The 21637-nt window shown below is 73.8% G+C and carries 15 protein-coding genes; 1 reads left to right on the top strand and 14 read right to left on the bottom strand.

Annotated elements, in window-relative coordinates; genetic code table 11:
- Nucleotides 1-243: 243 nt before the first annotated feature.
- Entirely contained in the window at nucleotides 244-3591 is a 3348-nt protein-coding gene (locus ACFVYX_RS01530; RefSeq protein WP_389679241.1) for an FtsX-like permease family protein, read from the bottom strand.
- 205 nt (nucleotides 3592-3796) lie between these two features.
- On the bottom strand, nucleotides 3797-4201 hold the full coding sequence (locus tag ACFVYX_RS01525) for a globin (protein ID WP_389679240.1): 405 nt from the start codon (nucleotides 4199-4201) through the stop codon (nucleotides 3797-3799).
- An 85-nt stretch (nucleotides 4202-4286) separates the two neighbouring features.
- Here ACFVYX_RS01525 and ACFVYX_RS01520 point away from each other — a divergent pair, with 85 nt between their 5' ends.
- Nucleotides 4287-5243, top strand: coding sequence for a methyltransferase domain-containing protein (locus ACFVYX_RS01520; RefSeq protein WP_389679239.1), 957 nt, complete (start codon nucleotides 4287-4289; stop codon nucleotides 5241-5243).
- A 9-nt stretch (nucleotides 5244-5252) separates the two neighbouring features.
- Here the strand turns inward: ACFVYX_RS01520 and ACFVYX_RS01515 are convergent, their stop codons facing one another.
- From ACFVYX_RS01515 to ACFVYX_RS01460, 12 genes are all read right to left on the bottom strand, one after another.
- Nucleotides 5253-6581 (bottom strand): FHA domain-containing protein, encoded by a 1329-nt coding sequence (locus ACFVYX_RS01515; RefSeq protein ID WP_389679238.1) that lies wholly within the window; start codon nucleotides 6579-6581, stop codon nucleotides 5253-5255.
- Nucleotides 6582-6622: 41 nt separating this feature from the next.
- Nucleotides 6623-7954: a VWA domain-containing protein gene (locus ACFVYX_RS01510; RefSeq protein WP_389679237.1), complete on the bottom strand. Its 1332-nt coding sequence runs from the start codon at nucleotides 7952-7954 to the stop codon at nucleotides 6623-6625.
- A 53-nt stretch (nucleotides 7955-8007) separates the two neighbouring features.
- The gene (locus tag ACFVYX_RS01505; RefSeq protein WP_389679236.1) at nucleotides 8008-9366 is read right to left on the bottom strand and encodes a PP2C family serine/threonine-protein phosphatase; all 1359 of its coding nucleotides are present in this window, start codon (nucleotides 9364-9366) and stop codon (nucleotides 8008-8010) included.
- A gap of 2 nt (nucleotides 9367-9368) precedes the next feature.
- The gene (locus tag ACFVYX_RS01500) at nucleotides 9369-11981 is read right to left on the bottom strand and encodes a tetratricopeptide repeat protein (RefSeq protein WP_389679235.1); all 2613 of its coding nucleotides are present in this window, start codon (nucleotides 11979-11981) and stop codon (nucleotides 9369-9371) included.
- Entirely contained in the window at nucleotides 11978-13255 is a 1278-nt protein-coding gene (locus ACFVYX_RS01495; protein ID WP_389679234.1) for a hypothetical protein, read from the bottom strand. The genes ACFVYX_RS01500 and ACFVYX_RS01495 overlap by 4 nt, the downstream gene beginning before the upstream one ends.
- A gap of 46 nt (nucleotides 13256-13301) precedes the next feature.
- On the bottom strand, nucleotides 13302-14339 hold the full coding sequence (locus ACFVYX_RS01490; protein WP_389679233.1) for a glutamate ABC transporter substrate-binding protein: 1038 nt from the start codon (nucleotides 14337-14339) through the stop codon (nucleotides 13302-13304).
- 11 nt (nucleotides 14340-14350) lie between these two features.
- Nucleotides 14351-15787 (bottom strand): hypothetical protein, encoded by a 1437-nt coding sequence (locus tag ACFVYX_RS01485; RefSeq protein ID WP_389679232.1) that lies wholly within the window; start codon nucleotides 15785-15787, stop codon nucleotides 14351-14353.
- Nucleotides 15788-16085: 298 nt separating this feature from the next.
- Complete coding sequence (locus tag ACFVYX_RS01480; RefSeq protein WP_389679231.1) at nucleotides 16086-17060, bottom strand: N-acetylglucosamine kinase; 975 nt, start codon at nucleotides 17058-17060, stop codon at nucleotides 16086-16088.
- Nucleotides 17051-18340: a 6-phospho-beta-glucosidase gene (locus tag ACFVYX_RS01475; RefSeq protein ID WP_389679230.1), complete on the bottom strand. Its 1290-nt coding sequence runs from the start codon at nucleotides 18338-18340 to the stop codon at nucleotides 17051-17053. The genes ACFVYX_RS01480 and ACFVYX_RS01475 overlap by 10 nt, the downstream gene beginning before the upstream one ends.
- Before the next feature lie 7 nt (nucleotides 18341-18347).
- Nucleotides 18348-19235 (bottom strand): carbohydrate ABC transporter permease, encoded by an 888-nt coding sequence (locus ACFVYX_RS01470; RefSeq protein ID WP_389679229.1) that lies wholly within the window; start codon nucleotides 19233-19235, stop codon nucleotides 18348-18350.
- Between the two features lie 3 nt (nucleotides 19236-19238).
- Entirely contained in the window at nucleotides 19239-20120 is an 882-nt protein-coding gene (locus tag ACFVYX_RS01465; RefSeq protein WP_389679495.1) for a carbohydrate ABC transporter permease, read from the bottom strand.
- Between the two features lie 133 nt (nucleotides 20121-20253).
- Complete coding sequence (locus tag ACFVYX_RS01460) at nucleotides 20254-21591, bottom strand: ABC transporter substrate-binding protein (protein WP_389679228.1); 1338 nt, start codon at nucleotides 21589-21591, stop codon at nucleotides 20254-20256.
- Between the last annotated feature and the right edge of the window lie 46 nt (nucleotides 21592-21637).

Below are 21637 nucleotides of genomic sequence, written 5' to 3'. Positions count from 1 at the left end.
CGGGCGTGTCGGTGCGGCCGAGGCCGAGGTCGCGGTCGCGGTCGCGGTCGCGGTCGCCGCCACGGTCGCGGGCGGGCTGGCGCTCGGCGCGGTCGCTGTCACGGTCGCGGGCGGGCTGGCGCTCGGCGCGGTCGCTGTCACGGTCGCGGGCGGGCCGGCGCTCGGCGCGGTCGCCGTTGCTGTCGGCGCGGCCGTCGGCGTCGTCGTCGCCGCGGCCGTCCTCGTACGGCCTGCTCGGCGCCATCAGTTCTCCCCCTGGTGGCGCAGGGTCACGACCGGGTCGGTCGGGCGCAGGGCGATCGCGGCGACCATGGCGAGCGGCAGCGCCGCGACGCCGGCGAGCAGCAGCGCCACCTGGCCGAGGGGAAGTTCGACCAGGACCGGGGGCACGGGACGGGCGGCCTGGCCGGTGAGGACGACGAGCGGGACGACGGCCCGGGCCAGGACGGTGCCGAGTCCGATGCCGACGAGCAGGCCGATGCCGATGAGCAGCCCCTGCTCGGCGGCGATCAGCCGGGCGAGGCGGCGGCGCGGCGCGCCGAGCGCCCGCAGCACCCCGAACTCGGCGGAACGTTCCCGCATCGCGCCGGCCGAGCCGACCGCGAAGCCGACGGCGGCGAGCGCGGCCGCGGCCGCGGCGACCGCCATCAGGGCGGCGTTGGGGCCCGCGCCGAGCGGGTCGCCGAGCAGTTCGGCGGCGACCTCGTCGCGTACGAGGACCTGCGCGGGGTCCGCGTCGGGCCGGGCGCGCAGGGCCGTGGCGACCTCGTCCGCCCGGCCGGGGGAGACGGTCAGCCACCACTCGGTGGCCGGCACGGTCGAGGCCACGCCGGTCGACAGGTACTGGTTGACCGAGGCCAGATCGAGGAGGATCGCCCCGCCGTCGTCGGGCGTCGCGAGGGGAGCGGTCGCGGAGGGCGCCCGGGCGCCCGGACCGGTGGTGGGCAGTTCCTCGACGACGTGGTCGACGGTGACGTCGACGTTCCGGCCGCCGATGGAGACCTCGATCGGTTCGCCGGGCCCGGCTCCGGTCGCCGCCATGAAGGCGCCGGTGGCCACGGCGGACAGCCGTTCGGGCGCCTTGGGCCCGGGGGCGGTCATCCGCAGGAAGTACTCCTCGGGCCCCCGGTACTCCCCGGGGCGTGTGCCGGCGACCTCGAAGGAGAGGGAGTACGGGGCGGGCCCGCCCCCGGGGCCGGAGGCGCCGGGGACGCCGGATGTGGGACCGCCCCTCGGCGCGTCCTCCCCGGTCTGCTCGTAGAGGTGCGCCCAGGCGGTGAGGACCTGGCCGGGGGAGTGGACGCGCTCGCCGCCGTCGGCGCCGACGACGCCGAACCGCTCGACGCGCACGGTCTGCGTGCCCTTCGCGCCGTCGTCGACCAGGCCGGTGAACTCCAGGCCGGTGAGGGTGAGCAGGCCGCCGGAGCCGCGGCCCGCGTCGGTGCCCGGTACGGCGGTCAGGCTGCCGAGGTCCAGGGCCAGCCGGTGGGTCCGTCCGTCGGCGGGCGCCGGTCCCATGGTCTGCCGGTACGGGACGCCGTTCGGGTCCTCGAGGACGGCCGTCACCCGGGCGTCGCCGGTCGGCCCGGCGATCCGCAGGTCGGCGGTGAACACCCGGGTGCCGACGGGCAGCGCGAGCCCGGGGCGGGTGGTGGCCCGGGGAGCGAGCGGGGCGAGGAGGGAGCGGACGGGGGCGTCGGCCAGGTCGGGCCGGAGCAGCAGGCCGCCGGCGGCGTTGCGGGTGTCGACGGCGAGGACGGTCGCGTTCTTCCCGGCCACGTCCATGGTGGTGCGGTGCACCGGGGCCACCGCGCGGACGCCCGGTACGGCGCCCAGCTGCTCGGTCCGGGTGGGCTCGCCGGGGCCCGCGCCGAGGACACGGACGGCCGCGCCGGTGCGGAAGTCGGCCTGGTCGCGCTGCGAACGCTCCCACGACCCGCTCTGCCCGATGGCGAGCATGCCCATCGCCACGGCGAGGACGAGGAGGAGGACGGGGCCCGCGCCGCGCAGCGGCCGGCGGCTGAACTGCCAGCCGGCCAGGGCGGCGGAGAGACCGCGGCCGCCCGCCGCGCGCCGCTCGGCGAGCCGGGCGGCGGGCGGCAGCAGACGCAGGGTCAGGACGGTGCCCGCGAGCAGGGCGAGGGCGGGCGCGGCGATGAGCACCGGGTCCACGGAGCCTCCGCCGGACTCCCCGGAGCCGAGGGTGCCGCCCGCCGCCGACGGGCGCTGCAACTGCCAGTACGCGACGGCGGCGACGGCCAGCAGGGCGACGTCGGCCCCGGCCCGTACGGGACCTGGCAGTGAAGCCGAACGGGCCTTGCGCAGCGAGACGACGGAGCCGTCACCCGTGGCGAGCGCGGGCGCGACGACGGCCGCCGCGCAGCACAGGGCGACGGCGGCGGCGACCAGCCACACCGGGAGCGAGGGCGTCGTGTCGAGCCGGACGCCGAGCGAGGAGAGTGCGGACCGCTCGGCGAAGAGCCGGGTCAGCGGTCCCGAGAGGAGCGGGGCGGCGATCGCCGCGGGCAGGGCGAGCAGCAGCGCCTCGACGGCGGCGAGGCCGGCGATCCGGCGCCGCGAACCGCCGCGGGCCCGCAGCAGCGCCGTCTCGCCGGAGCGCTCGGTGCTGAGCAGCCGGGCGACGAGCAGCAGCGCGTACGCGGCGAGGAGCACCAGCTGGACGGCGACGATCAGCAGGGTGGAACGGGAGACGAGCAGCGACCGCTGGGTCTGCTCGAGGACGGTCGGGAGCGCGGTGGACGCGGAGATCGTCGTACCGAACCGGTCGGAGGCGTCGGCGAGCGCCTTCGGGCCCTCGGTCGCGGTGGCCCGCAGGGCGTCGATGCGGTCGGTGGTGAGGCCGGTGAAGTCGGCGACGCCGAGCCAGGACGTGTCGCCGGAGCTCAGCGCCCCGGAGGCGGCGACCGCCGGGTCGACGAGGAGCGGGCCGTACGTCGTGAAGGCGACCGTCCGCACCCCCCGGCCGCCGGCGGGGTCCAGCTGCCAGTACAGGTCACCGGTGTCGGTGGGCCGGTAGACGCCAGTGATCCGGGCCTTCACCCGCCGGTCGTCGAGCCGGTCGCTCAGGTCGAGCACGGTCCCGGGGCCGACCCGCAGCCGCCGTGCCGCCTCCTCGGGCAGCGCCGTCTCGACCACGCCGGCCGTCCTGGCGACCGAGGGCCAGGCGCCCCGGACGAGGGTGAGCTTCGAGCGGTCCAGGGCGGCGAAGTGGGTGAGGTCGGGATCGCCCTTGCGGGCGGCGGACGCCTGAAGACTCCGGGGCAGCGCGTACGGCCCGGAGTGTTCGAGCCGCCGTACGGTCACCGGCAGCCCGTCGAAGGTCTTCCGGGCCCCCTCCTGGACGGCCTCGTCGGCACCGGCGCGCCGGGCGGCGGGCACCTGTCCGCTGACGTGCAGCGAGGCGGCGGCCGCGGACCTGCCCCGAAGGCCGGCCTGGAGCGCCGCGTCCCCGATGGCCCCGGAGAACGCGGCGAGGGTGGCGAGCACCGAGGTGGTCAGGAGCACCGCGAGCAGCGCCGCGGAGAGCAGCAGCCGGTGTGCCCTGACACGCAGAAATACGAACCCCGTCACCCATCCCCCTGGCCACCCTGGTCACGGTGCGCACGTCGAAGACGCTCCGAACGCTCCCGAGACTTCCTTCGGATGCTTTCAGAGCGCATGTGCCGCTGGAAACCGCTTACGGGCGCACCTTGATGCGATCGTGACCGTTATCCGGCGTTCCGAGTCCGGAATGTGTCCGTCCAAGGTCGGCGGGGGTGAAGGGGAGATGAGGGCGTCAGCCGGCCGTGTTCACCATCGAGGCCGCCGCGTAGGTCAGATAGCGCCAGAGCTCCCGCTCGTGCTCCGGGGCGAGCGACAGCTCGTCCACGGCCGTGCGCATATGGCGGAGCCAGGCGTCGTGGGCCGCCTGGTCCACGGTGAACGGGGCGTGGCGCATACGGAGACGGGGGTGGCCGCGGTGGTCGCTGTAGGTGCGGGGACCGCCCCAGTACTGCATCAGGAAGAGCGCGAGGCGCTCCTCCGCCGGGCCGAGGTCCTCCTCGGGGTACATCGGGCGCAGCAGCGGGTCCTCCGCGACACCCTCGTAGAAGCGGCGGACCAGACGGCGGAACGTCTCCTCGCCGCCGACCAGCTCGTAGAAGGTCTGCTCCTGCACTGTTTCCCCGGGAATCTCGTTCACCGTTCCATCGTCTCAGATGCCCGGCCCTAGGTCTGGAGGTCCAGGACCGCTCGCCGGGGGCCCCCGGCGGCGGGAGAGTGGAGGCATGGAGGAGCGGCGGGACGAGTTCGCCGGGGCCGGCGCGCGGGCGCGCCGGGCCCTCGTGCGGGAGATCGAGGCGGAGGGCGCCCTGACCGACCCCGCCTGGTGTGCCGCCTTCTCCGAGGTCCCGCGCCATCTCTTCGTCCCGTACTACTACGTCCCCGGGGCCGGCGGCTATGAGCGGCTCTGGTCCGGCGACCCCGAGCCGGAGCGGCGGGAACGCTGGCTGCTCGGGGCGTACGAGGACACGGCGATCGCCACCCGCGTGCGGGACGGCGAGCTGCTCTCGTCCGCCAGCCAGCCCTCCCTGATGGCGCTGATGCTCCAGGCCCTCGACGTACGCGACGGGGACGACGTCCTGGAGATCGGTGCCGGGACCGGCTACCACGCGGCGCTGCTCTGCCACCGCCTCGGCGAGGAGCACGTCACCACCGTCGACCTGGACGAGGAGATCGCCGAGTCCGCCAGGACCCATCTGGCCGCCGCCGGGTACCGCCCCGCGGTCGTCGCCGCCGACGGCGCCCGGGGCTGCCCCGAGCGCGCTCCCTACGACCGGATCGTCGCGACCTGTGAGGTGCCCTCGGTCCCGTACCCCTGGCTCGCCCAGTGCAGGCCGGGCGGCCTCGTCCTCGCCCCGGTCTCCACGGGGCTGCTCCTGATGCGGGTGCGTGACGGGACGCACGCGGAGGGACGGTTCCTCGAGACCTCCGCGTACTTCGTGGCGCTCCGGGGCGGCGCGGGGCGCGCGACCCGGTACGACCCGGCCGGCGACGAGCGCTTCCGCTTCCTGCGGGGTCTCGTCGGCGGGACCCTCGACAGGCGCGAAGCGCTCTCGCTCTGGCTGCGCGAGGGGCGGCCGGAGCGGGAGCGCTTCGGGGTGACGGTCAGCGGCGACCGGCAGTGGGCCTGGCTCGACGACCCCGGAGGGCCGTACGCCTGGCCCCTGCCCGGCGGCCGCTGACGGGCGCCGTCAGCCCAGCCGGATCGTGATCGTCGTCCAGGCGCCGACGTGCACCCGGTCGCCGTCCTGGAGCTGGACCGGGACATAGGGCTGGATCGGCTCCTCGCCGCCGTTGACCGTGGTGCCGTTGGTGGAGTTCTGGTCCACCACCGCCCACGAGCCGTCCGGCTGCTGCACGAGCACGGCGTGCTGGTGCGAGACGCCCGGGTCCTCCGGCGGCACCGACAGGTCGATGTCCGGGGACTCGCCCGTGGAGTGCCGGCGGCGGCCGATGGAGATCTGGTTGCCCTGGAGCGGCAGGTGCTTGGCGGGCGAGTACGCGGGCAGGTTCAGGCCCGTGGCCTCCGGACCGCTGCGCTGCATCATCGCCATGAAGTAGTCGCGGTCCGGGCCGATGACCGCGGTCCAGGACAGGGGCTGCCGCGGCGGCTGGAACTGCTGCGGGGGCTGCTGTCCCTGGTGCTGCGGAGGGCCCTGAGGTGCCTGGTGCTGGGGAGGTCCCTGGTGCTGCGGCGGTCCCTGAGGCGCCTGGTGCTGCGGCGGTCCCTGGTGCTGCGGAGGGCCCTGAGGTGCCTGGTGCTGCGGCGGTCCCTGAGGTGCCTGGTGCTGCGGGGCCGGCGGGGCCTGGTGCTGCGACGGCGGGGACAGGACCCAGTCGTCGTCCGCGCGCGGCTGCGGCGGCGCCGGAGGGGCCGGAGCCTGGGCCGGGGCCTGGAGGTACGCCGGCTGGGCCGGCGGCTGCTGCGACGGCGGGCGCTGCGGCGGGGCCTGGTGGTGCGTGGGGTCGCCGCCCAGCGGCTCGGCCGGGCGGTTCACCTGCGAGGGCCGGGAACCCTGGTAGCCGAAGGGGTCCTGCGGCTGCTGCTGCGGCGGCGCGGGCGGCGGGGACTGGAAACCCGGCGGCAGGTTCAGGCCGGGCGGCGGCCCGGGCTGCTGCGGCGGGGCCGGGGCGTTCTGCGGGGCCAGCGGCGTGTAGGAGGTCGCCGTGTTCGTGAGGAAGTTCCAGCGGCACTCCTCACAGAACGGCGCCATGTACTCCCGCGGCGTACGGCACTGCGGGCACAGCTCCGCCTGGGCCGTCGCGTTCGGGTCGCCACCGGGACCGAAGCCGCCGGGAGCGGCCGGAGCACCATGAGCGCCGGGACCGGGCCCGCCGGGCGGCGGACCCGTCGGAGGCCGGCCGGGGCCGTCGGGGCCGGGGTATCCGTACGCGGGGGGCGGCGGCGGGGGAGGCGGCGGTACGGCACCCGTCGGCGCACCCGCCCCGGCCATGCGATGGCCGCAGACCTCGCACCAGTCGTCGGAGACCGACTGGTGTCCGTTCGGGCAGGTCGGCATGTCGGTGCTTCCCCCTCTCGTCGTCCGGCCCGCTGGCCGGGCTACCTCTTGACGCGAACGGTCTTGGTGGAGCGGGTCTCGAGTGTCATCTCGTCCGCTTCCGCGACCTTCGCCTTCAAACGCACAGTACCGGTCGCCGCGTCGACGACGTCGACCACCTTCGAAAGCAGTTTCGCCGTATCCGCGTTGCCGGAGGCCGCCGCGAGCTGCACCGCACGGCCCAGTTTCGCCGTCGCGCCGTCCTGATCACCCGATTTGCGGGCATCGAGCCCCTGCTGGATGACGTCCGCCAGCTCGGCCTGGCCCGTGTAGTGCGCGACCTGCGGGTTGATCGACGTCGACATCGCCAGGTCGTCCGTCCACACCGCCCGTACCAGTCCTTGAGACAGCGGGCGCGGATCGCCGCCCGCCGGGTCCGGGGCGATCAGGGAGACCCGGGCGGCGAGCATCTCCTGCCCGACCGCGGCCCGCGGGACCCGCACGCTCACGTGGTAGTCGCGGGACTCGTCGCCCCAGGAGCCCGTCGGGTAGTCCCCGGCGCGCGGCCCCGCCTCGGTACGCCGCCCGGTCAGGTCCTCGACCGTCGGCGCCACCTGCTTCACGAAGGCGATCTCCACCCCGACCGGCGTCCACAGGCGCAGCGCGACGTCCGCCACGCCCTTGCCCATCGCCTGCTCCATCATCGTCGTGAAGTCGTCGGCGAGGGCGGACGGATCGGCGACGATGTCGGCGGAGCCGAGGAGCGCCGAGGCGATCCCGGTGACCTCCTTGACCTCCCAGTCGGTGCCCACCCCGCGCGCGTCGCAGGTGAAGCGGCCCGCGCAGGCGTCGAGCGCGGCCCGCAGCTCCTCCGGCGACTCGTGCTCGTTGCGGCCGTCGGTGAGCAGGATGCCGTGCCGGATGGTGAGGCCGGCGGCGGAGGAGAGCAGCCGGTCGGCGAGCCGCAGCCAGGTGCCGATGGCCGTGCCGCCGCCCGCGCCGAGCCGGCGCAGCGACTCCTTGGCCTCGGCACGGGTCCTGGCGTCGGCGACGGCGAGGCCGCCGTTCCCCGGGTAGACCTCCTTGGCCACGTGCGTCCCGGCGACGACGGCGAAGGACGTGCCGTCGCGCAGGGTGTCGACAGCGGCGGCGGTCGCCTCCCGGGCGCCGCGCATCTTGGCCGGGGGATAGTCCATCGACCCCGAGCAGTCGACCATGATGACGACCCCGGCCGCGCCGCCCGCCGGGCCGGACAGCCGCTGTCCGCTCGTGCCGCCCCCGGTCGACGTGACCGTCACGATCGCGCTGACGTCACGGCCGCCCTCGGGCAGGAACTCGTTCTGGTAGACGTCCACCGAGAACTGGGGCACGGTCGACTTGGAGAAGTTCGCCATCTGTTACGGCTCCTCGGACAACAACGCTGAAGGGACAGGGGATCGGCGACCGCTCAGGCGGATCCTGCCCCTTGGTGAGAGACGGTGAACGGCACGACGGCGACCGTGATGTTGTCGTGGCCTCCGCCGTCCAGGGCGTGGCCGACGAGGACCTGGGCGCTGTGCAGGGGGCGGTCCGCCGCGTCGGCCGGGACGACCCGGGCCATGTCGTCCGCGCCCTCCGCGTAGTTCCACAGGCCGTCCGTGCAGACCACCACCACACCGGACCGGTCCGGCTTGAACGCGGCCGTGTGCGGCTCCAGCTCGTACGCGTCGGCGCCGAGCCAGCCGGTGATCGCGTGGGCGCGCTCGTCCGCGTACGCCTCGGCCTCGTTCATCAGGCCCGCCGCGACCATCTGGGCGGCCCAGGAGTCGTCCTCGGTGAGCCGGGCGGGCGGGGTGGCGCGGTCGTCCGGCACCCAGTAGACGCGGCTGTCGCCGATCCAGCCCACGACGAGCAGGCCGTCGGCGACGACGGAGCCCACGATGGTGCAGGCCGGGGCGTTGCGGTGGCGGTGCGGGTCGTGCTCCGCCCCGTCCTGTCCCGGCTCCTCCGCGAGGGAGTTGACGGCCTCGGACGCGGCCACGATCGCCTCGTGCATCGCCTGCTGGGGGTGGGTGCCCCGGGGCAGCGCCGCGAGCAGCGAGGCGCCGGCCGCCGCCGCGGCGGCCGCGGAGGCCTCGTCGGGCCGGGTCGCCGAGGACACGCCGTCGCAGACGATCGCGACGGTGGCGGGGGAGCCGTCGGGGAGCGTCGTGGCGGAGACGGCGAACGCGTCCTCGTTGCGGTGGTGGCGAAGCCCGCGGTCGCTGACGGCGGCGACACCGGTGACCTCCCGCTCCATGTGGTCGCGCTCGCGGGGCTGCGCGTGCCCGCAGTTCTCGCAGTAGCCGTCGGTGTCGACGCGTCCGGCACGGCAGGCCACACACACGACGGCAGTGACGGGAGCCGGCGGAGCCGCCGGGGCGGGAGCGGCGGGCTCCGGGGCCGGGGCCGCCCGTACCGCCGTCCGCGGATCCGGCGCGGCCAGTTCGAAGTCGCCGGTGCCCGCCGTCGTGTTCCCGCCGGGCGGCACCGGGCCGTCCGTGCGGACCGGCATCGTGGGCAGGTCACGGCCGCCGGAGTCGGTGCCCGGGAGGTCGCCCGGGTGCTGGGTCATGGTCGACAGCGAACCGGGCTCCCGGGGCGGGGCGTCCGGCCAGGCCACGGGGGTGCCGATGGCCACGGTCGGGCGATCCGGCTCCACCCCGGCGGCCGGCACGGCCGTCAGGTCGTGACCGCACGCCCCGCAGAACCGGTCACCCGACTCCAGCGGCTCCGCGCACTCCGGGCAGACGGCGAGACCGTGCGACGGCTTCGGCTTCTGGGACATCCTCACACCCACGTCCGGGGGCGGAAGCGGTTGGCCCGCTCCACCAGTTCGATCCTCTCCTCGCCGCGCTGGGCGAGCCGGGCCAGTACCCGGTACGAGCGCTCAAGGCCGAAGCGCAGTCCACGCTCGTCCAGTTCACTCCCGAGCAGCAGCGTGCCGCCGCCCGGTTCCGCACCGGGACTTCCGGAGAGTACCCAGTCGAGGGCCGCTCCGAGGACCTCCGTCGACAACTGCTCCCGGCGCACCGCGTCAAGACCGAAGCCCTGGAGCGCGGAGACCTGCGCCGCCGCCGCCGTCAGATCGGCGCCCAGCGGGTCCCGCGCGGGCCGCCGCCGCAGCCGCGCGCGTACGGCCGCGACCCGGGCCGCCGTGTAGTGGATCGACGCCTCCGGTACGGATTCCAGGGCCTCGACGGCCCCGGTGCGGTCACCCGCCGCGAGCCGCACCCGGGCGAGCCCGAAGGCCGCGCTGACGAAGCCGGGGTCGGTGGCCCACACCAGACGGTAGTACTCGGCGGCGTTGTCCAGCTGGCCGAGCACCTCGGCGCAGATCCCGAGGGCCAGCTTCGGTGCCGGCTCCCCGGGGAAGGCGTCGTAGACCGCGTCGAAGGCGAGCGCCGCGTGCTCGTGGTCACCGGTCACCAGGGAGGTGACGCCCCGGTACCAGACGACCCGCCAGTCGTCCCCCTCCCGCTCCTCGATCCCGGCGAGGGTCCGTACGGCGGCGGGCAGGTCGCCCAGTTGCAGCTGGGCCCGCAGCGTGCGCAGCCACAGCTCGGCGGAGGGCGTGGGCGCGGCCCGGAGCGCGCCGAGCAGCTCGCCGGGAGCGGCGGCGGCGAGGCCGGCGAGGAAACCGGCGTTGGGGTCGCCCGGGTCGACGCGCGGCACGGGCAGCGCGAGCGCGGTGGCGGGCGTGTCGAGCGGCGCGAGCGACTCCCCGAGCAGCCCCGGCCCGGGGGAGGGCGCGGCGCCCGAAGCTCCGGGGGAGGGCACGGCGCCGGGAGTCGGCCCGGGGGAGGGCACGGCCCCCGAGGCCCCGGGGGCGCCTCCCGGCAGTGCCCGCCGCCTGCGGCTCCTGCGGGCTCCGAGCAGCGACACGTCCTCCGCCAGTTCGGCGAAGAGCGCGGTGTCCGTGACGCGGACCTCCGTGCCGAACAGCGTCGAGAGCGCCGGCCGGGGCCGCCCCGACTGCAGCGCCACCACCTCCCGCAGCACACCCGTCAGCTGCTCCGCCATCTCCTGCGCCGAGGCGAACCGGCGCGCCGGGTCGGGGTCGGTGGCGCGGACCAGGAACCGGTAGAACGACTCGTACGTCCGGAAGACCGCGATGTTGTCCGGGTCGGGCAGCGAGTCCACGAAGACGTTCGTGTAGCCCTGGAAGTCGAAGGTCATCACGGCGAGCGTGCGCGCCACCGTGTACAGGTCGCTCGCCACCGAGGGGCCGACCTCGGCCACCTCCGGCGCCTGGTAGCCGACCGTGCCGTAGATCGCGGACTCGTCGTCGTCCATCCGCCGGACCGCGCCCATGTCGATCAGCTTCAGCTGGTCCTCGGACTGGATGGCGTTGTCGACCTTGAAGTCGCAGTACAGCAGGTTCCGGCTGTGCAGGTGCCCGAGGGCCTCCAGGGCCTCGATCCCGTACGCGCAGGCCTGCTCGACCGGCAGCGGGTCGCGCCGCCCGTCGGGGGTGCGCCGGTCGTTGGCGATCTCCTTGAGCGACTTGCCGCCGACGTACTCCATGACGATGTAGCCGTCCAGGGAGCCGGTGCGCTGGTCGAGGTGCTCGACGAAGTTGTAGATGCGGACGATGTTGGAGTGCTCGATCTCGGCGAGGAAGCGGCGCTCGGAGATCGCGGCGGCCATGGCGTCCTGGTCGCCGGTGTCGAGGAGGCCCTTGAGGACGACCCACCGGTCCGAGACGGCCCGGTCGACGGCGAGGTAGATCCAGCCGAGGCCGCCGTGCGCGAGACAGCCCGCGACCTCGTACTGACCGTGGACGATGTCCCCGCCGCGCAGCTTCGGCACGAAGGAGTACGGGTGCCCGCACTTGGTGCAGAAGCCCTCCGTACGGCCCGGCCGGTCACCCCGCGAACGGCCCACCGGCGCCCCGCAGTCGGAGCGGGAGCAGAATCGCTTCCGCTCGGGGACCTCGGGGTTCTCCATCACCGCGCCCCGCGGGTCCGGGCGCGGCACCTCCGGGATCGTCACCAGACCCGCGCCCAGCCGGTTCCTGGCGGACTGGCCGGTCGAGGTGCCCGAGCTGCGCACCGACACCGAGCGGGACGTGGAGGCCCCGGAGAGCGAGCGCGAGAGCCGCCCCGAGACCGAACGGCGAGACGTCGACGAGCGGGACGAGCGCGACGAGGCCCGTGAGGACGCCCGCGAACTGCTCCGCGAGGAGCCGGAGTCCGCTCCCCCGACACCCGCGCCCATACCCGTACCGGTGCCCCGGCCGGCGACGGCCACCCCCGTCGGCGTCGAGCCGATGAGGCCGCCGGGCGCCACCACCGGGGCGAGCCCGCAGGTGTCGCAGTACAGCTCACCGCCTCCCATGTCCTCGTACGAACCCTCGCACGAAGGACGCTGACAGCTCCCCACGCCCGTCTCCCCGCTCACCACTCTCGTCCTCCCGCGTCTCTCGGGCCGGACAGTACGTCCGCCGCCGCCTGCTGGTAGCGCAGCACGGCCTGTTCCGCCACCCGCAGGTCGCAGGGCGCGCTCCACAGCATCCTGCGGGCCGCGTCGTACCGCTCCACGAGCAGCGGGTCCTCCGCCGCGCCGAGGCGCGCCACCTTCGCCTTGTACGCGTCGAGCCGGCCGCGCAGCTCCGCCCGCACCGCGAGCGGCGCCGTGACCGCCGTCAGCGACTCCCGCGCCCGCAGCAGTTCGTCCTCGGCCTCCCGCTCCAGGGACTCCAGGAGCGGGGAGAGCCGGTGCCACCGGGCGTGCCTGCGGTACTCGGCGGCGGCGGCGAGCCGCTCCTGGAGCGCGATCGGCGGACCGCTGACGGCCGGCACCTCGGAGGCGGCGATCTTCGCCAGGACCTCGCCGCGCGCGGCCCGTGCCTCGGCGAGCGTACGGTCCGCCCGGGAGAGTACGTCCCGCAGCCGGAGGAGCCGGTCCTCGGAGTCCTGCCGGACCGCGAGCACCGCCTCGATCTCCCGCCGGACGTCCTCGAGGGCCAGGGCCGCCCTGTCGTACCGCCCGGTGTCGGGACGGCCCCCGCCGGGCGCCGAACTGCCGGGCGCGGGACGCCAGAACGCCAGCGGATCGGTCACCACCTGGGAGCGCAGCAGGGTCAGCTCGGCGGTGATCGCCTCCAGCTCGTCCCCGGCCGGGTGCTCGCCCGGACGTACGCCGACGGAGTGGGCGAGCGAGCGCGTACGGCGCAGCTCGGCGGCGAGCAGGTCTATCCGGGCGGGCAGCGCCGACCAGACCGCGTCGGCCGTCACCACCACGTCGAGCGAGGACGCGTACAGCTCGTTCATCCGCCGGACGAGGCCCTCCAGGGTGAACCGCTCGGAGAGCAGCCCCCGTTCACCCGCCCCGCCCGCGACGTGCACGCTCTCGCCGCGCAGCCGGTCGGTCAGCTCCACGAGCTCCTCACGGCCGGGCCAGCGGCGCCGGGCGCGCAGCTCGCGGGCCTCCCGCAGGGCGCCGGTGTAGACGTCGAAGCAGGTCCAGAGCAGGGTGATGGTCCGCTCGGTCGCCGCCCAGCGGTCCCGGGTCGTGCCGGTCAGCTCGGCTCCTTCGAGCAGTCTGCGGCCCGCGTGGTCCTGGAGCGCGAGGAGCGAGTCCTCGATCGCCTTGTGCTCGGCGCCGAGCCGTCCCAGCGCACGGTCCACCTCGTCCCGGTCCATCACCGGCCCAGGGGGTCCCGTGACGCCCATCGGTCACCTCTTCCTCTCCGCGTACAGGGCTGTCGTTCGGACGGGGCTACTTGTACAGGGGAGCGGGCGGGCCCGATATTCCGGGCAGGTCCTTCTCCAGCCAGTCCTTGTACGCCCGCTGCCAGGGGCCCTGCCGGTACGTCACCAGGACCTGGTTGACCCGGCGGATCAGGTCGTCGTTGCCGAGCTTGGCGGCCACCCCGTAGAACTCCGTGGTGAACGGCCGGCCCTTCAGCTCGACCGCCGGGTCCTGGGCGGCCTGGCCGGCCGCGAGGGCGTTGTCGGTGACGACGGCGTCGACCTCGCCCAGCTGGAGCCGGGCCAGACAGTCCAGCTGGTTGGGCACGGTCAGCAGGTCCTTGTCGTCCTTCGTGCCGTCGCCCTCGTCCTTGAAGAGCGCGCCGAAGGAGTTCTCCTCCAGGGCCTCGTAGGCCGTGGAGCCCTCGGCGGTGCAGATCCGCTTGCCGCGCAGCGAGGAGTCGTAGCCGGTGATGTCCTCGGCGCGCTTGGGCGCGAGGACCTGCTGCCCGGCCTGGAAGTAGGCGGTGGAGAAGGCGACCTGCTGGATCCGCTTGCAGTTGATCGTCATCGTGCGCACGACCAGGTCGACCTTGCCGCTGTCGAGGGCGGCGATCCGCTGGTTCGTCGGGATCGCCCGGAAGATGACCGCGTTCTCGTCGCCCAGGATGTCCCGCGCGATGGCACGGGCCAGATCGATGTCGAAGCCCTCCAGGGTGCCCTTCTCCGGGTTCCGGTAGCCCCAGCGGTAGCTGGACTGGTCGACGCCGACGACGAGCTTCCCGCGGTCCTTGACGGCCCGGATCGACGGACCGTCCGCCGGTGAGGGCCGCAGGGACGCCTCCGGGTTCTCGCAGGTGTCCGCCGTGACCTGGACCGCGGTGCCCACGCCGGCTCCGGGCGCGCCCGCGCCGGCCACGGCCGCCGCGTCGCCGCCGTCGTGGGCCAGCGGAAGCAGGGTGAGCGAGGCGGTGAGCCCGCAGGCCACGGCCATGGCGGCGACCCCGCCCCAGCCCCGGAAGCGCTGCGCCGTCCGCCGCACCCGCGGGTACGTGCCGTTCGGCATCCCGCCCCCTCTCACCGGTACTCCGACAGTCTGCGGTTGATGCCGAGCACGGCGCCCGCCGCGCCCAGGATCCCGAGGGCCGCCGCACCGAGGGGCAGCGCCGTCAGCGCGTCCCTCGCGCCGCCGGCGGAGCGGGTGAACTCGGTCTGCTCGTGGGCGAGGGCCCGCTCCAGGGCCGCGTCGACCTGGTCGAAGGACTGTCCCGTGGACCGGTCCGACTCCTTCGAGCCGACGATCAGGCCCAGCGCGCCGTCGAAGTCACCGGCCTCGTCCTTCGCGCGGGCGTCCTTGTGGCGCTTCTGCCACTCGCCGGTGCGGGAGGCGGCCTCGTCGACCGGGGCCCGGCCCGCGTCGTCGTCGGCCCGCTCGCGTGCCGTGGCGAGCGCGGCCGTCAGAGTCTCCATGCTCGCCGTGTACTCGGCCTCGTACTTGTCGTTCTTGCCGTCCTCGGTGAGGACGGCGCCCCGCGCGACCAGGGTCAGGTTCTCGTTGGCGCGGGCCGTGAGCGAGCTGATCCGGGCCGTGTTGAGCACCTGGAGGGACTCCTGCCCGTGCGTCCGGGCGCTGTCGAGCCCGCCGCGCGCGACCGTGTGCGCGGCGAGGAGCCACAGCACGACGGTCACCGTGGCGGCGGTGGCGGCGAGCAGCCCGTGGTTGAAGACCCGGTTCGTCCTCGCGTAGTTGCGGCGCTGGGCCCAGACGAGGACGGCCAGGGTGAGCAGGCCGAGGCCGAGGGAGAGGCGCGGCCAGGTGCGGGCCGACTCGTCGTCCTCCTGGAGCCGTTCGGTCTCCGCCGCGTACAGCCGCTCGGCGGCGGGCAGCAGGGTGCTGCTCATCTGCTGGCTGGCGTACCGCAGATAGGCGCCGCCCAGCGGAAGGCCCTGCCGGTTGGCGGCCCGTGCCCGCTCGACCAGGCCCGTGTAGCGGGGGAGCTGCTGGTTGAGGGTGGCGATCTCGCGGGCAGACTCGCTGGAACCGCCGGTGCTCGCGGCGGCCTTGACGAGGAGCCGGGCGGCGGTGGCGATGTCCCGGTCGTACCGCGCGCGTGAATCCGCCGGCTCCAGGGTGCCCGCGAGGAAGCCGCTGGCGGCGGTGGTGTCGGCGTCGGCGAGGGAGCGGTAGATCGCGGCGGCGTCGGCGGACAGCGGCTGGCTGCGGCTGACGACGTCGTCGGCGGAGGTGGCCCGGTCGTCGACCTGGAGGGCGGTGACGGCCCCGAACACGACGACGAGCAGCGCGAGGACGGCCCCGAGGATCTGGAGCCGTCCCGGCTCCGTCGTCGTGGCGACCCGCAGCCGCTCCCGGCCCACGGCCAGGGCACCGCGTCCCGCGGGCGGGGCGGCGCCGGGCGCGGGCGACGGCTGCGCGGGCACGCCGGCCGGGCGTGCGGGCGCGGGCGCCGTGCTCCCCGCCGCCGAGGCGGCGGGCGCGTTCGGCGGGTGTGTCACTTGACCTCCCCCTCGGTCGCTGACGTCGGCCCGTCCGGCCGGTGCTCCGGTGGTCACCGGTCCGGTGGACGACCACCCGGCCAGCAGTATGGCCGCAGGGGGCCGTCCGCACACCGGTATTGACTCGATCTTGTTCTTGTCGTGCCGTATGCCTCCGGCACATCCGCGGACGAAACCCCCTCACTGTGAATACGTCGCCGGGCGGAGATCGGTTCCGCGAGGGGCATCGCTCGAACAGGTGAACATGACCGCGGGGCGTCCCTCCGAGAAGGAGAGACGCCCCGCGGCCCGTCCGCCGTCAGGCCCCGTAGTGCTCCCGCAGCCTGGCCGCCGCCTCAGGCCCCGCCGCCACCTCGTCCAGGGCGAGCAGCCCCGCCCCGAGCACCGGCGGCGCCGTCACGAAGCCGACGACGGCCTTCGGCGCCCGCTCGGCGAGGAGCTCGCGGATCCGCTCCTCCAGCTGCGGGTGCCGCGCCGCGAGCACGCTGCCGCCCAGCATCACCGGAGCCTCCTCGTCGAGCAGACCGAGCCGCCCGAGTGCCACCGCCGCGAGGGCGACGACCTCCTCGGCGAGCCGGTGCACGAGCGACAGGGCGACCGGGTCACCCGCCGCGCTCACCCGGAACAGCACCGGCGTCAGCTCGTGCCGCCGCTCGAAGGGCAGAAGCCCCAGATGCAGCGCCTCGATCAGCGCGTACATCGTCTCCAGTCCGAAGTGCTCCGGCAGCGCCCGCGCGAGCTCCGTCGGATCACCGCGCCCGTCCTCGGCGCGCGCCGCGAACCAGAGCGCCTCCTCGGCCATGCCGCTGCCGCCGCCCCAGTCCCCGGAGATCTTCCCGATCGCCGGGAAGCGCGCGGTCCGTCCGTCCGGGGTCATCCCGACGCAGTTGATCCCGGCCCCGCAGACCACCGCCACGCCGCGCGGCTCGTCGAGTCCGGCGCGCAGGATCGCGAAGGTGTCGTTGTGGACCCGTACCGAACGGCTCCAGTCCCTGCCGAGGAGTTCGGCCTGGAGCGCGGTCTCCTCGGAGGGCAGGTCGGCGTTGGCGAGACAGGCCGAGACATGGGCGAACCCGGCGGGGACGCCCGCCTCCGCGCACGCCCGGCCGACGATCTCCGCGAGCCCGTCGACCGCGGCCGGCACCCCCACCAGAGGCGGCTGGAACCCGCCGCCGCGGGCCGCGCCGAGGACGGTGCCGTCCGCGCCGAGGACCGCGACGTCGGTCTTGCTGTTGCCGGCGTCGACGGCGAGGACGATTCCGGTCAGGCCCACGCGAGGTGCTCCCTGTTGTGCGCGATCAGCCGGTCGGTGAGCCCGTCGGCGTACGCGTACTGCCCCACCAGCGGGTGCGCGAGCAGCGCCTTGAACACTGCGTTTCTCCCACCCTCCCGCCCGGCGTCCCGGCCACCGCGCAGCGCCGCCTCCAGGGCCAGGTCCTCGTAGGCCGTGACGTTCGCGATCAGCCCGGCGTACAGCGGGTCCACCGGTGCGACCGGCAGTGGGGTGGCGCCGTGGGCACCGACCGCGGCCTGTGTCTCGATCACGGCGTCGTCCGGCAGGAACGGCAGCGTGCCGTTGTTGTACGTGTTCACCACCTGGTACGGCGAACCCCCGCCGCCGAGCAGGGAGGCGGCGAGGTCGACGGCCGCCTCCGAGTAGAAGGCGCCGCCGCGCCTGGCGAGCAGGGCCGGCTTCTCGTCGAGCGCCGGGTCCCCGTACATCTCCAGGAGCTCCTTCTCCATCGCGGCGACCTCGGCGGCCCGCGAGGGCTTGCTGCCGAGCTCCCGCACCACCTCGTCGTGCGCGTAGAAGTACCGCAGGTAGTACGAGGGGACGACGCCGAGCCGGTCCAGGACCGAGCGCGGCAGACGGAGGTCGTCGGCGACGGCGTCGCCGTGCTCGGCGAGCAGCCGGGGCAGCACGTTCTCGCCCTCGGGGCCCCCGATCCGTACGGCACGCTCCCAGGTCAGGTGGTTCAGTCCGACGTGGTCGAGGTGGACGTCGGACGGGGCCACACCGAGGAGCCCCGCGAACTTCCGCTGGAAGCCGATGGCCACGTTGCAGAGGCCGACGGCCTTGTGCCCGGCCTGGAGCAACGCGCGCGTGACGATGCCGACGGGGTTGGTGAAGTCGATGATCCAGGCGTCGGGGTTGGTGCGCCGGACCCGCTCGGCGATGTCCAGGACCACCGGGACCGTGCGCAGCGCCTTGGCGAGACCGCCGGCGCCGGTGGTCTCCTGGCCGATGCAGCCGCACTCCAGCGGCCAGGTCTCGTCCTGCTGACGTGCGGCCTGTCCGCCGACCCGCAGCTGGAGCAGGACGGCGTCGGCACCCTCGACCCCGGCGTCGAGGTCGGTGGTGGTGACGATCTTCCCCCCGTGGTCCTGCCTGGCGAAGATCCGCCGGGCGAGTCCGCCGACGAGTTCGAGCCGCTCGGCGGCCGGGTCGACGAGGACGAGTTCGGTGATGGGCAGCGTGTCGCGCAGGCGCGCGAATCCGTCGATCAGTTCGGGGGTGTAGGTGGAACCGCCCCCCACGACAGTGAGCTTCATGGTTGAGTCAGCCCTTCACTCCGGTCAGTGTGACTCCCTCGACGAACGCCTTCTGGGCGAAGAAGAAGACGAGGATCACAGGGGCCATGACCAGGACGGTCGCGGCCATGGTCAGATTCCAGTCGGTGTGGTGCGCGCCCTTGAAGGACTCCAGGCCGTAACTGAGCGTCCAGGCGCCCGGGTTCTCCGAGGCGTAGATCTGCGGCCCGAAGTAGTCGTTCCAGCAGTAGAAGAACTGGAACAGGGCCACGGCGGCGATGCCGGGCTTCGCCATCGGGAGAACGATCCGGATCAGGGTGCGGAACTCGCCGCAGCCGTCGATCCGCGCGGCCTCGATGTACTCGTTCGGGATGGTCAGCAGGAACTGGCGCAGCAGGAACACGGCGAAGGCGTCACCGAAGGCCATCGGGATGATCAGCGGCCACAGCGTGCCGGAGAGGTCCATCTGCTTGGCCCAGAACAGGTACATCGGGATGATGACGACCTGCGGCGGCAGCATCATCATCGAGATGACGAGCAGCAGCGACAGATGCCGGCCGCGGAAGCGGAACTTGGCGAGCGCGTACGCCACGGGTATCGAGGACACCACGACGAGGACGGTGCCGAGCCCCGCGTAGAGCAGCGAGTTCCGCCACCAGGAGAGGAAGCCCTCCGTCTCGAAGACGCGGACGTAGTTGTCCCAGTGCCAGGAGTTCGGTGTCAGGTCGCGGGTGAGCGCCTGGTCGTCGCTCATCAGGGAGGTGAGGAGGACGAAGACGAACGGGAGGACGAAGAACAGGGCCGCGGCGATGCCGAGCGAGTGCACGGCGATCCAGTGCAGGAGCGCCTTGCGGCGGGCGGTCCTCTCGGCGGCGCTCTCCGTCGCGGGACGGTCGGGCAGGGTTGCGGTCGTCATGGTTCAGTCACCCGAGCCGATCAGGCCGCCGCGCCGGCGCATCAGGAGCGCGGTGAAGGCCATGGAGAAGGCGAAGAGCACCAGCGCGACCACACAGGCCGCGCCGTAGTTGAACTGGCTGAAGCCGAGGCTGTAGACGAGCTGCGGCAGGGTGAGCGTGGAGTCGTCCGGATGGCCGGGGACGAAGGTGACGCCGGAGCCGCCCAGCACGCCCGACGCGACCTTGGAGGCCACGATCGGCTGCGTGTAGTACTGCATCGCGCCGATGATCCCGGTGACGACCGCGAAGAGCACGATCGGAGAGATGTTCGGCAGGGTCACGTAGCGGAACCGCTGCCACGCGGACGCGCCGTCCAGCTCGGCGGCCTCGTACTGCTCCTTCGGTACGTCGAGGAGCGCGGCCATGAAGATGACCATGAGGTCACCGACGCCCCACACGGCGAGGACGGTCAGGGCCGGCTTGGCCCAGTCCGCGTCGTTGAACCAGGAGGGGGCGGGGATGCCGACCGCCTCCAGGAGCGAGTTGACTGGCCCGGTGCCGGGGTTGAGCAGGAAGACGAAGGCGAGCGTGGCAGCCACCGGCGGCGCCAGGTACGGCAGGTAGAAGAGGGTGCGGAAGACTCCCGTACCCGTCTTGATCTTGGTGATGAGCATGCCGATGCCGAGGCCGAAGACGACCCGGCAGCTGACCATGACGACACAGAGCCAGAGGGTGTTCTGCAGGGCCGGCCAGAACTGCGGGAAATCGCTGAAGACATACGACCAGTTGTCCGTGCCCCGCCAGGTCGGCGGGTTGAGGCCGTCGTACCGCATGAACGAGAAGTACAGGGTGGAGATCAGCGGATAGGCGAAGAAGACGCCGAATCCGATCAGCCAGGGCGACATGAAGGCCAGGGTGCGGAGCGCGTCGCGGCGGCCCTTCGACCGCAGCGTGTTCCGTCCCCCGGCGGAGGGGGCGGCCGGGGCGGCCGCCTCCTTCGCGGGCAGGGTGTCCGTGCTCATGGGTGGGTTCCGGTCGTCACTTCGCCGCGGCGATGTCGCGGTCGATCTGTGCCGCGGTCTCCGCGAGGCCCTTCTTCAGGTCGGCGACCTCGCCCTTCTCGTACTTCTGGGCGAACTTCTGGAGGGTGTCCTGATAGGCGGAGCCGTTGACCGCGCCGTCCGAAGTGGTGGAGGCGGGGTGCTGGGCGATGTCCAGGAAGACCTTGAAGCGCTCGTCGAACTTCAGGTCCGGCGACTTCAGCGCCTCCAGGGTGGAGGGGACGTTGCCGATGTCGTTGGCGAAGCTCACCACGGCCTCGGTGTCCGTGGTCATGTACTTGACCAGTTCCCAGGCCGCGTTCTGCTTCTTGCTCTGCGGGGCGATGCCCATGATCGTGCCGGAGAGGTAGCCCTTGCCGTACTCGGCGACCTCGTCGTCGGCGACCGGCAGCGGCGCGACGCCGACCTCGAAGCCGGGCTTGGCGTCCTTGAGGAAGTTCAGCCGCCACTCGCCGTCCAGCTGCATGGCGACCTGGCCGGTGTGGAAGGGGTGCTTGGCGCCCCACTCGTCACCGAAGGTGGTGCGGTACGTGTCGAGCTTCCTGAAGCCGCCCAGGGCGTCCACCAGGGACTTCTGGTACGTCATCATCTCGGCGAACGCCGGGTCCTTGGCGACGTTCGACCTGCCGTTCTCGTCGAAGTACCTGTGGTCCCACTGGGACATGTAGTGGGAGACGACGGTCTCGTAGCCGAGGTAGTTCGGCATGAAGCCGAGCTGCTCGTACGAGTCGCCCTTGGGCTTCGTGAGCTTCTTGGCGACCTCGGTGAACTCGGACCAGGTCTTCGGGGCCTCCTTGATGCCGGCCTTCTCGAACGCGTCCTTGTTGTAGTAGAGCCCGTACGCGTCGGAGAGCAGCGGCAGCGCGCAGCGCCTGCCCTCGAACTGGGTGTACTCCTGGAGGACCTTCGGGAAGGTCTTGTCGAGGTCCAGCTTGTCCTTCTCGATGAAGGGCTTCAGGTCCGCGAGGGCGCCCGAGGCGCAGAACTTGCCGACGTTGGCCGTCGTGAAGGAGGAGACGACGTCCGGACCGTTCGATCCGCCCGCGCGCAGCGCCTGGCCCAGCTTGTCGTCGTTGATGTTGCCGACGACCTTCACCTTGATGTTCGGGTGGGCCTTCTCGAAGCGGGCGACGTTGTCCGTGATGGCCTTGACCTCGGCGGGCGCCACCCAGCCGTGCCAGAAGGTGATGGTGGTCTCGGCCTTGGCGTCGTCGGACGCCGCGTTGTTCGCGGAGCCCGTACAGGCGGAGGCGAAGAGGGCGATCGAGGCGGTGGTGGCGAGCGCGGCGGCGGCTCTGCGCGGACGTACGGGCATGACGGTGTCTCCCTGTGGCGGGGGTGATGGGGCGGGAATCGGTCGG

It is taken from the genome of Streptomyces sp. NPDC058326, from assembly GCF_042879855.1.
In the GTDB taxonomy this organism is placed as follows: domain Bacteria; phylum Actinomycetota; class Actinomycetes; order Streptomycetales; family Streptomycetaceae; genus Streptomyces.
The sequence above is the reverse complement of the archived record's forward strand: the minus strand, read 5'-3'. Positions and strand labels throughout refer to the sequence as shown.